This window comes from Mesoplasma entomophilum (genome assembly GCF_002804125.1).
In the GTDB taxonomy this organism is placed as follows: Bacteria; Bacillota_I; Bacilli_A; order Mycoplasmatales; family Mycoplasmataceae; genus Mesoplasma; species Mesoplasma entomophilum.
The window spans coordinates 638,288-651,205 of sequence record NZ_CP024966.1 but is presented as its reverse complement, the minus strand read 5'-3'; the positions used below and the strand labels follow the sequence as shown (position 1 = coordinate 651,205).

Sequence of the window (12,918 nt, the reverse complement as noted above, 5' to 3'; positions counted from 1 at the left end):
ATGAATGTTAAAAAACCTGTTATCTTAGCCATTTTAGATGGTTGAGGAATTGAAGAAGCTGGTGCTGGTAATGCAGTTGCTAATGCTGATCAAAAATTTGTAAAAGAAATGATGGGTATGTACCCTTGAGTTAAAGCACATGCTTCAGGTGAATGAGTAGGTTTACCAGAAGGGCAAATGGGTAACTCAGAAGTAGGGCATATTCACTTAGGTGCTGGAAGAATCAACATGGAATCTCTAGCAAAATTAAACCATGAAGTTAAAGTTGATGGATTTTTAACAAATGAAGTGTTAGTAGATACTTTTAAATATGTTCAAGAAAACAATAGTGCATTACATTTAATGGGATTATTCTCTGACGGTGGAGTTCACTCACACATGAACCACATGATTTCAATGTATAAAGCAGCTGTTAAATTTGGTTTAACAAATATTAAATTTGATTTAATTACTGATGGTAGAGATACAGCACCAAAAGTTGCAGAACAATATATCAATCAATTATTACAAGTTATTAAAGATAACAACAATATCGGTGAAATAGCTTCAATTAGTGGAAGATACTTTGCAATGGATCGTGATAAAAGATTTGAAAGAAGTGCAGCAGCATATATAACAATGACTGAAAGAAAAGTTGATCAACCTAAATTTACAGACCCAATTGAATATGTTAAAGCAGCATATGAAAATGGATTAGATGATGAAATGATTGTGCCAGCATACAATGCAAGTGTTGTTGATTCAGAATTAAAAGCAAATGATGCAATGATTTTCACAAACTTCCGCCCAGATCGTGCTATTCAAATGGCATCAATCATGACAAACAATAATTATCCAGCGTGAAATGATGAAGCATTCAAAGGTATTGAATTCATTGGAGACAAAATTAGATTTGTTTCAACAATGAAATATGCAGATAGTGTAACTTCGCCATTTATAGCATACCCACCAACTCCATTAACTAATACTTTAGGAGAATACATTTCAAGTTTAGGATTAAAACAATTAAGAATTGCTGAAACTGAAAAAATTGCTCACGTTACTTTCTTCTTTGATGGAGGAAACGATTACTTTAAAAATGGTTTAGCAAAACCTGAAGAAATTACTTTACCACATGCAAATATTGATTTAATTTCATCACCAAAAGTTGCGACTTATGACTTAAAGCCAGAAATGTCAGCTATTGAAATTACAGATAAATTATTAGAAGAAATTAAAAAAGATGAATTTGATTTAATTATCTTAAACTTTGCTAACTGTGACATGGTTGGACATACAGGAAATAATGATGCAACTGTTCAAGGAGTTAAAGTTTTAGACGAACAATTAAAACGTATTCATGATGAATTTGTTTTAAAACACAATGGTGTAATGGTTATTACAGCCGATCATGGTAATGCAGAAATCATGATTGATGAAACTGGAGGGCCTAACAAAAAACACACAACTAGTTTAGTTCCAATAATCGTTACTGATAAAACAATTGAGCTAAGTGATTTTGATTCAGCTATCGCTAAAGTTGCACCAACAATTTTAGAAATCATGGGATTAGAAATTCCTAAAGAAATGACTCAGCCTTCAATGATTATCAAAAAAATAAAATAGTTATTTGCTTTTAAATAACACTTATGAAGTTTTTTTCATAGGTGTTATTTTTATTTTTAAAAAAGTTGTAAAGTCAATTTATTAGTGTTATTATAAATTGGAAACGTTTCAAAATAGAACATTTCATTTTTACTTCAACAAGGAGAGTTTTATGAAAAAAATATTAACTTTATTGTCAGCATCTTCATTTACAGTTACTGGAATATCAGCTATTTTCTCTTATAACAGCGTTTCGACTGCTACTAAAATTGATTTATCAGAAATTTTTGACAATTACTACGTATCAAATATTAATTTGTCAAAAACTGATATTGAAAATGAACTTATTAATTATATGAAGAATTCAAATTCTAATCTATTGGAAGTTAGTAAATCAGATTTTAGTATTAAAATTATTAAGCCAGATGTTTCATTTGTAGGTAAAGTTTTAATAACAGCGAATCCGAATTCTTTCATTTTAAAAGGAACACATGAAATATACCCTAAGAAGGCAAATATAAATCAAATTTTAACATTAAATGCTAATGAAATAAATTATTTAACAACTCAAGAAGAAATATTAGACATTATAAATAATGAACTAAATCAAGTTTATAAAGTTAATTCAAAAGACCTAAGCATATCAAAAAAACAAGAATTAATTGGGTCTGATGGCTTTTATAGTGTTGTAGCAAGTGCAAGATCAAATGCAATTGAAGGTTATTGAAATAATTCTTTTGATGCTTTACCAAAAAAAGATTTAAATGATGTTTTAAAAGATTATATTTTGAATCCTGAAGATATTAATGTTAAACCTGAAGAACAAATAGCAAAAGAAGTTGTTAATTATGTTAATGCAAATAATAAAGATTTAAAAAATGCAAGTTTTTCTGTAGATGATATAATGGTTTCAAAAATAAAATCTACTCCTGGGATTGATGGAAGAGTAGAAATAGCACCAAATGAAGAATCTAATTTAGTATTTGGGAATTCAAAAATTATTAAAATACCGGCTTTAGAAAAAATCCCTTTATCTAGAGCACTTATAAGTTTTGTACCATTAGAACAAACAACTGAAGAAGATGTAATAAATGAAATAAGAAAAACTAAAGGTCTTGAAGACTTAAAAGCAGAAGAAGTAAATATAACAATAACTTCTCCAAGTGCTGGAACAAAAGGTTCAATTAAAACTGTTGCTACGGATAAATCGAGAAGAGTAATAGGGGCTCATACAAATGAAATAGCTCAATTAAAATGAAATATAAATGAATTATTTAAAGATTATCCTCAAGAAAAAATAACAGAACAAACTGAATTGAAAGATTTTATTAATTTCGCTTATCAAGAACATAATGTTAAAATTGATTCAAAAACTCAAAATGAATTAGAATTTACAAAAACATTAAAGCCAAATTCACTTTCAAAAAATTCAAGCGAATATTTAACAACTATAAATATTACACCAAAAAAAGGAAGTAATAATTTTGTAGGTAAATATGATTGTTTTGTAGAAACAGAAGTTAGCCATTTAACAAAAATCTATAGTGATTCAATTGCACAACTTAGTTCACCAAAAATAGTTGAGGATATTTATGAATATAATTTCTTATCAGAATTCAACAAAACTTTAAATTTACAAGACGATGCTTTAGATTCTAATTTTACAGCAACTTATGTTGAAAGAAAAGATTGAAATGATAATGGTTACACAATTTTTACAGTTAAAATAGAAGCAAAAAATTCTTCAAAAAAATATAAAGGTTTTGGTGTAATAACATTAAAAGTTAAAAATTATGAAACTACATATGAAGCACTTAAAGGTGATATTAAAAGTTTGTTTGACAAATATCCACAATCAGCTTCGTTTAATCAAGCAGATAATGTAAACAAAATAGTAAATTTATTGAATAGCGATAAGGCGAGTGATCTTAGAAAGAGGCATTCAATTTTAAGAGTTGAAACTGTTGGGTTAGAAAGAACAAGAACACTTGCTGGTTGATATCATTTTAATTACATAAGAGTAGAAATGAAACAATTTAATCACTACATAAAATCTGAATACACAGGGCAAATAAACATTAACGGAAAAAATACAAAAATTTCAAATAAGTCAGATATGTTTTGAAATGAGTACCGTGAATCAAGAGACACAAATGGTTTCTTAATTAATATGAGACATTATTAAAAAGGAGTAAAATATGCAAACAAAAAATAACAAAAAAATATTTAAAATATTTGCAATTTACTTTGTGTTTATTAGTCTAGTCATAATTCTAAAAATAATCAATCAAAAATTTTTAGGAAATAATGACTGAAAACAAGTTTTTATTTTAAGTGTAGAAAATGATAAAATAAATGAAAATTGATTTTCAAACGGAAAAATAACAGTTGACTTATTTTTAGGTCCGATTGGTTTAAAATCAGTAGTTCATTTTAAATTATTGTACGAAAACTATAGATTCTTATTGCCAGTGCTATGAGACCTAGTAATTAATTGAATTTTCATTGTTGTAACTTTGTGATTCATAACTTCATTATTTATAAAACTTTTAACAATCATAAAAAGTAAAAAAAATCTGCATAATCTAGTTGAAACAAATGAAACAGTTACTCAAATAAAAGAAAACCAAGTTAACTTAAAACATAAGCAAAATATTGATAATATTTCTGAGAATAAGAGTTTTGAAAAAGTTGAATTAGTAGATTCTAAAGTTGTAATAGATCCAAAAGAGAATAACAGATTTAAAAAAACAAAAAAAAAATACCCTCAAGTTAAAAGAAAAGATATTGAACATAAAATAAAATTGATTTATCCGGATTTAACTAAATCCAATATTAAATTAATAGTTCAAAGTACATTTGATATAATTTCAAACCAAATTAATAAAAATCAAACAATTAATATAAACAATTTTGGGGTTTTCTTTAAATATATGAAAGCAGCAAAAGTTTTAAATAATCCATTAACAGGTGAGCAAATATTTGTTCCTGAAACAAATGTTATTAAATTTAAACCTTCAAGAGTAATTAAATATGCTATGAATGTTAAAGCCGTTAAAAAAGCTATTTCAGAAAAAAATAAAAGTTTAATAAATACTAATCAAGTGAAAATAGTAAATAAAAGCAATTTAAAAGTTGATGATATTCAAAAAGTTCTAAACAATATTGAAAAACAAAATAAAAAGGAATTACAAAATAGAAAAGAAAACTTAGAAAAACTAACTGTAAGTCAAAAATCAACTGTAGATGGTTCAAAGCAAATAAAAATTTCTAGAAGTGAACTAGAGACTAACGCTATTAAATTAAAAGATCTAAATGATAAAAAATATGATCAAAAGGCTTTTAAAGAAAAGTTAAAAAATATGACTAAAAAAGAAATATTATTACTAATTGAAGTTTTAGAAAAGAAAATTAAAGCTATTTAAATAGCTTTTTTGCTATATTTGCAATTAAAAATGAAACAACTCATTTTATTTCTTTATAATATATATTAAAAAGGTTGGGAAAGAAAATGAGCAAAGAAAAAAATATAACATATCATGACATTTCTAGAATGGCTAATGTAGCTATTGGTACTGTTTCAAGATATTTTAATGGTGAAAAAATATCTGATAAAACAAAAGTTAAAATTGATAACGTTTTAAAAGAAATAGATTATGTTCCAAATTTTGCAGCATCAACATTAAGAAAGAGAAGTTCTGATGTTTATGTTGTAACTCCTACATCAGAAAATGAAACAATAAATATGCCTTTAATTAATGGTATTAAATTTGAATTGAATTTAAGAAATATTAATTTTTTTCAATTTATGTCATCTCCAAATCCTGAAACTTATGAAAAGGATATTAAATATATAAATCAAAGAAATCCACTAGGAATAATTTGTTTTATGCCTAAAAAAATAAATAATTCTTTAATTAAAACTTTGAAAGAAGTTAAGGTATCAGAAATAATAACGTACAACTATGAAATCGAAGGGATGAAGCACCATTGTATAAAATTTCCAGAAATTTTTAAAATTTTAGCAAAAAAAATTGATGAAAAATTTCCAAACAATAATGTTGCATTTTTAGGAATTAAAAATGCAGATACTTTAAATCAAAAAATGTTTCAAGAAGTTCATGATAATTTTATAAACGGAATTAAAAAAAGTCCTGTAACATTTCATTACTTAGAAAAAAATGATTTTTCATCAATAAATGAGTGAATGGAAAAAACAGCAGAGTACTGCCCAGCAAATATAGTTGTTTGTGAAACTCATGTTTTAAGTGTATCTTTATATGAATTTTTATATAGAAACAATATAAGAAATAAGTTTATAATATCAGACATTGGAAAAAATGATTTTTCTCAAAAAATGATTGATGCAGATATTAAAGTAACAATTGATTATTTTAAAGTTGGAAGACAATTAGTTAAATCTTTTTTCGGTGAAACAACATCAAACGATCAAGTATACGATATTATTTTTAAATAAACTATTAAAAATTGAAATATTTTCATTTTTAATAGTTCTTTTTTTATTTTTGTTATCATATATTTTAGGTAAGACAATGAGGGTGTTTTTATGAAGAAAATAATGAGTTTTTTAGCAGCAGTTACATTAACTGCAAATGTGGTAATAGCAGGAGTCTCTTGCAGTAATCAAAATAATCAGAACAACAAAATTAACATTCAAATATTAAAAAATGATATTCAAGAAATTTTAAATCAAAAAAATGATAAAATTTGGGATTTAAATGAACTTCAGAAAAAAATAGATGAAAAGTATGGTGATGGTGAAATAACTGTTTCATTAAAAAACGCAAAAAGTATTTCTTCTTTAAAAGAGGCAACTTTTTCATTTTTAGCATGCGAAAAAAAATATACTGGTCAAATTGAATTAATACAAAAATATGAAACTAATGAAAAAGAAACAATAGAAGTTTCATCAACTAAAGATTATATAGAGAAAAATATTTTAATAATGAAACCTCATTCAAGATGAGAACTTGATGAATTACAAAATAAAATTGATGATCAATATGGAAAAGGTGAAATAACAGTTTCAAATTCAGAAGTAAATAAAGATGAAAATTACATTGCTGGAGATAAATTTAATCAAACATTTAATTTAAAGGGAAATGCAAATTCAGATAATGAATTTAAATATGTGGGAACAACTCAAATTAAACATACTTTCGTTGAACAAGAAATTATTGAAAGAGAAATTGTTAACAAAAAACTTGAAGAAATTAGTAGCGATTATTATGAAACAGAATTAGCTGCGAAAAATGCGATTATAAATTCTGTTAAAACTGTTTCATCAGGTATTGAAGATGTTGAATTTAAAGAAAAAAATCAAACAAGAGCATTTGCAACAACAGAATTCAGTTTTTCTTTAATTTTAAAAAATCAAAATTATATTCTTGATGGTGAAAATAATTTTAAAATTAAATTAAATTGAGATTCAAGAATTGAAATAAGTCAATTAGATCAAGAGTTAACAACAATTTTAAATGAAAGAAAAGATTCAAAATGAGAACTTGTTCAATTACAAAATAAAATTGATACTCAATATGGTAATGGTGAAATAACTGTTTCACCATCACAGAATTTAAAATCAAATAATTTAGGTCCCCAAACTGAAGAATTTGAATTTAAAGGTAACGGAAAATTTGACAACAATTTTAAATATAAAAATAGTACTAAATTAGAACATAAATTTAAAATAACTGAATCAATTAAAAATATTAGTTCAGAATTAGGAACTATATTGAATGATAAATCATATGATGACAAACCATGAACAATTTCAGATTTACAAAATAAAATTGATATTCAATATGGTAATGGTGAAATAACAGTTGAAGAAATCAAAAATCAAGATACTAATTTTAAGGCGTCAACCATTCAAAATAAACAAAGAATTAATTTTAAAGGTAACGCTGATGCGTCTAACGATTATTCATACACAGAAAATATCGAAATAGATCATATATGAAATAGCTACAAAGTTTTAGCTAGTGATATTCAAACTGCTACAGATACTGTAAAAGGTGATTATGAAACATTGGAAGCAGCGCATAAAGCTATTGAAAATGCAGTTTTAGGTGTGACTGGTGTTGAATCAGTTAATTTTGAAAATAGTAATTATGCTTGAACAGGTGGTCAAGTTAAATTTACAATTGAATTAAAAGAAAATTATTCTCTTGAAGGAAATAATTCATTTACAGTTGATATAAGAACTGGTGAGAATGATATTTTTGATTTAGTTGAAACAATTAAAGCAATTCAAGCTCTTGATGGTAAAGATTTTTCTGATCAAAATGCATTGCAATCTGAAATAGATGCTATTGTTAAAGCAAAACATAAGGATTTAGTTGCAACATTAGACGTTCAGGATTCTTCAACTTTTGCTTATGATAATAAAGTTGTTAAAGTTGCTATTTCAACAGAAAATAAAGATTTAACTTTAACAGGTAATAAAGAAGTTACATTGAATGTTAGATTTGGTGAAAAAGATACAATTGATGTTGATAAATTGCAAGCTGAATTAAATAAAGCTGTTTTAAAAGATATGACTCAACAACAAGCAATTACTAATTTAGAAACAGTTAAATTTGCGGGAGTTACAAAAGTTAGTGCGAAAGTTAAAGATTCAGGTAATGCAAGATCATTTGATCCAATGACTTTTGAAGCAACAGTTACAATTGATGAAGCTAACTTTACAATTTCAAAATATGTTTTTGAAGTAACTGCGAATAGAGTTGGAACTAAGGATGAAATTAATTACAATGATTTAAAGCAAACTTTTGAAAATTCAATAAGCTCTGGTATGACAGATAAAGAAGTTATTGGTGCTTTACAATCAATTCAAAAACCACACGGTGTTGAAACAATATTAGCAAAAAGAAAACTAACAAAGGGAATTGTTGAAAGTGTAGTTTTTGAAATTGATATAACTATTGATGAAGCTAACTATATTATTACTTCAACTCATTTTGAAATTAAAGTTCAAGTTGATAATAGAGAAATAATTGATACTAAAGAATTAAGCGTATTATTAAATAAATTGTCTAATTTATCGTTTAATACTTCTAGTGAAACTGATCTTGAAAAAACTATTGAATATATTATAAGAATGAATACATCATCAGAATTGTATAATTTAATTGAATTTTCAGTAGCTGAAGGTAAAATAAAAGTTTCTCCTAGAAATAATATTAACTATAAACTATCTGATGAAATTGATGTTAAATTTAATGGTTGAAGAAATAATTCAAAGAACCAAAGTACTATTTATTATGATGACAGAAGCGAATCATTTGTAGCGATAAATTTTGATGCTGAAAATGAGCCATCAGTTAGAGATGTTAACACTGACACTATTTATCAAATTGGTTATAATTCAAAAGGTCAAGTACCTATCATGCCATTAAAAATTAAACAGATTAATAATTATTTACCAAGTGGTGCAACAGATTTAACAAATATGTTTAATCAATGTTCAGAATTTAATCAAGATTTAAATTCATGAGATACTTCAAATGTTACTTCTTTATATGGAACATTCTGTGCGGCAAGTAAATTTAACGGAAATATATCTGGTTGAAATACTCAAGCAGTACTATCTATGTCATACACATTTGCAAATGCATTGCAATTTGATCAAAACATTAGTAATTGAAACACAAAGCAAGTTACAATAATGGATCATATGTTTGAAAACGCTAATCTATTTAATCAAGATTTAAGCAGCTGAAATGTTTACAAAGTAACCAATATTGATAATTTTGATTTAAATACTGATAATTGAAAATTACCAAAACCAAAATTCGATAATAGTAAAAATATTGAAACAATTATTTCTGATTTATCATCGTTAGTAAATAATGCTGAACATAAAAATAAATCTTGAACTCAAAATGATTTACAAAAAGCTGTTAACGATAAATATGGTGTAGACAAAATAATCGTTTCTTCAAGCAAAAATCAGTATTCATCAATAGAATCTCATGAAGATATTTGAACGTTTACTGGTCAATGATCTTTAACAAATAAAGAGTTGGAATACTCAGGTTCAACATCTATAAAACACAATTGAATTATGAATGTTGTTTCTGTTGACGAAATACAAGAACTTTTAAACAATTTCTTGACTGAAAAAACTTATGAAAAAGATGCAATTGAGAAATATAAAAAATTTACTGCTTCTGGTGTTAAAGTTGTAAGTTCTCAAAAAGTAAATAAAGATGACAAATTCATTAAAGTTAAGTTAGAACTTGTAGATTCGTCTTATAAATGAAATGATTCAGGATTTAATGGTGAATTTGAAGTAAGAAGCGATAAAATAATTTTCATGCAATATATTAATACAACAAGACTATATGAACTATATGATCAAGTTGTAGCAAAAGCTTTCACAGTTAATTCAAACTATAAATTTTTAGATTTAACTAAATCAATCGCATATTTAAATTTAACTGAAGAAGAATTTAATGTAATTGATTTCAAGTTATTTACAATTAATAATGTTGTCGGTATTGTTGATATAAAAATTAAAGATGAGTACAAAAATTACTATACTCTTTCAGGTGGGGAAAAAAGAGTAAGTTATTACAATGCAGAAATAGGCGAGAATGGACTAAAACAGGACATAATTGCTGAAGACTCAAAGGGAAACATTCGTGTTTATGAACCTACTATTTTTATTGAAAATAATAATAATAATAAAGATGGTCTAAAAGTTTATCAAATAGGAATAGATCATTATAATGGAGCATTTACAATAGGTAGACTGCCTGAAAATTTAGAAAAAATTTCTCCGTACTTGCCATCTGAAATAACTTCTTTATATTCAGCATTTTTCAATCTTAAAAACTTTAATGATCCTAATATAAAACAATGAGATGTATCAAGAGTAACAAATATGAATGCTACCTTTGGTGGAGCTACAAATTTTAACCAGGACATAAGTGTTTGAAATACATCTAATGTAAATAGTATGAATAATATGTTCAGAGACGCAATTAATTTTAATCAGAATCTAGGGTATTGAAAAGTGTCTAAAGTAAAATCTTACGAAAATTTTGATTATAACACTCCAAAATGAGTATTGCCAAAGCCTATCTTAGGTATTCATGGTAGAAATCATTAAATTTTCAATTATGAGTTAAATTTGGAACTCATTGCTTTTGAGAAGATATTCTTACAGAATAAACCTCTGGAAAAAATTAAATCTATAGTTTAAATAATTAATTAACGCTAGCAAGGCTTGCGTTAATTAATTTAAAGATTTATGTATTTTATGGTTTTTGTAAAAACTTATATATTTGTATCTGTTCATAATTTTTTAACCTTATTTTTAAGTATTTATTCTATTAAAATACTAAGTTTTTAAACAACTAAAAAATACTCAACTTTTTTATTATTTAATGAGCTTTCAATTCTACTAATAAATATTTGTAAATTCATTTCTTTTACTTTTTTAGTAACTTAGTATGAAAAAAATGAAAAACATTATAATAATGTAAAATAAATTCATGTTTCAGTTTATCTAAAGTATTATGAACTAATTTGACTCATTTTTTCATATTTTTTATAACTAATTGCAACTGATAAATAAACGTGATTATGTGTTCCTGTTCCAGGTATTATGAAAAAACTTTAGCTACAATACTATCTAAGTTCAAGAATTTAATTCCCATCAATCGAACAATTGTATTTAACTTTAGCATATTTAATTTCTACTTTGTGCTACTTTTTACAAGTAAGTGTTATCAAGTCTCATATTATCTTGTAATTTCCAAGAGTTTTATAATTTATGTGTAATCCATTTAGAAATAAAAAAATAACTTTTTTCCTGCTGTCATAAATACCCCCCTTACTGTTATTAAACATACTCAATCACCTTATTTTTTGAATAGTTAAACATATATTATTTTGCTTTCTTTTTGTATTAATATAAAACAATTATCTACATACAAACAAAAAGAAATAAAGCTACTGTTATTTTATAAAGAAAAAGATGCCCAATTTAATAGAAAAGTTAACAATACTTTATATCATCAAAAATAAATCAACAAATATAAAGATTTCTCTTACTTTAAAATTGACTTCGTGGTAAACGTTGTAACATTTGAAAAAAAGTAGAATTGTTGAATGAGTTCTCAAAAAGGTTTTGTAGTTATATTGGAAAATAAAACTATAAACATAAAATGAAAAGCTAAAAAATTAATTAATAAAGAAAATTTAAAAAAGTTATAGGTGATGCTAGAAAAACTTCACTTTTTATTTTATATTATAATTAAATATTTAAATGTTTTTATTTTGTCTTTTTAGATTATAAAATAAAGTTAAAATATAAGAGAGGTAGTAAATGAGCAAACATAATATAACCTATCATGACATCTCTAAAATGGCAAATGTAGCTATTGGTACTGTTTCAAGATATTTTAATGGTGAAAAAATTTCTGATAAAACAAGAATTAAAATTGATAATGTTTTAAAGGAAATAAATTATGTTCCTAATTTTGCTGCATCAACCTTAAGAAAGAAAAACTCTGATATTTATGTTGTAACTCCTTCATCAGAAAATGAAGCAATAAATATGCCTCTAATTAATGGTATTAAATTTGAATTAAATTTAAGAAATATTTTTTTCAGTTTATGTCATCACCAAATCCCGAAATTTATGAAAAAGATATTAAATACATAACTCAAAGAAATCCGTTGGGAATAATTTCTTTTTATGTCTAAAAAAGTAAATACTTCTTTAATTAAAGTTCTTAAAGAAATAAAGAGTTCAGAGATAAATAACCTACAATTATAAAATCTAAGGAGTAAAACATTTTTCCATAAATTTTCCATAAATTTTTAAAAATTTAGCAGAAAAAATTGATCAGAAATTACCAAATAATAATATTGCATTTTTAGGCATTAAAAATGCTGATACATTAAATCAAAAAATGTTTCAAGAGGTTCACAATAATTTCATAAATGGAATTAAAAAAAGTTCTGTCACTTTTCACTATTTAGAGAAAAATGACTTCTCATTAATAACTCAGTGAATGGAAAAAACAGCAGAATATTGCCCAGCGAATATAGTTGCGTGTGAAACTCATGTTCTAAGTGTTTCTTTATATGAATTTTTATACAGAAGCAATTTAAGAGACAAGTTTATAATATCTGATATAGGAAAAGATGATTTCTCTCAAAAAATGGTAGATGCAGATATAAAAATAACTATTGATTATTTTAAAGTTGGAAGGCAAATAGTTAAATCTTTTTTGGTGATGAAACAACTGAAGAACAATTTGATAAAATAAAGTTTAAATAAAACATAAAAAAATG

Annotated in this window: 7 protein-coding genes; all 7 read left to right on the top strand. The window is 25.1% G+C overall.

What is annotated here, in order from left to right:
- Positions 1-1,605, top strand: a complete 1,605-nt coding sequence (gene gpmI / locus MENTO_RS02850; protein ID WP_099651356.1) for a 2,3-bisphosphoglycerate-independent phosphoglycerate mutase — start codon at positions 1-3, stop codon at positions 1,603-1,605.
- A 151-nt stretch (positions 1,606-1,756) separates the two neighbouring features.
- Complete coding sequence (locus tag MENTO_RS02845) at positions 1,757-3,769, top strand: hypothetical protein (RefSeq protein WP_099651355.1); 2,013 nt, start codon at positions 1,757-1,759, stop codon at positions 3,767-3,769.
- A gap of 13 nt (positions 3,770-3,782) precedes the next feature.
- Positions 3,783-5,009 (top strand): HU family DNA-binding protein, encoded by a 1,227-nt coding sequence (locus tag MENTO_RS02840; protein WP_099651354.1) that lies wholly within the window; start codon positions 3,783-3,785, stop codon positions 5,007-5,009.
- An 86-nt stretch (positions 5,010-5,095) separates the two neighbouring features.
- Positions 5,096-6,061 carry a LacI family DNA-binding transcriptional regulator gene (locus tag MENTO_RS02835; protein ID WP_099651353.1) on the top strand — a complete coding sequence of 322 codons (966 nt, stop codon included), beginning with the start codon at positions 5,096-5,098 and terminating at the stop codon, positions 6,059-6,061.
- A 90-nt stretch (positions 6,062-6,151) separates the two neighbouring features.
- Positions 6,152-10,723: a BspA family leucine-rich repeat surface protein gene (locus MENTO_RS02830; protein WP_099651352.1), complete on the top strand. Its 4,572-nt coding sequence runs from the start codon at positions 6,152-6,154 to the stop codon at positions 10,721-10,723.
- 1,221 nt (positions 10,724-11,944) lie between these two features.
- Positions 11,945-12,283, top strand: a complete 339-nt coding sequence (locus tag MENTO_RS02825) for a LacI family DNA-binding transcriptional regulator (protein WP_099651351.1) — start codon at positions 11,945-11,947, stop codon at positions 12,281-12,283.
- 250 nt (positions 12,284-12,533) lie between these two features.
- Complete coding sequence (locus MENTO_RS02820; RefSeq protein ID WP_099651350.1) at positions 12,534-12,893, top strand: hypothetical protein; 360 nt, start codon at positions 12,534-12,536, stop codon at positions 12,891-12,893.
- The last annotated feature ends 25 nt before the right edge of the window (positions 12,894-12,918 follow it).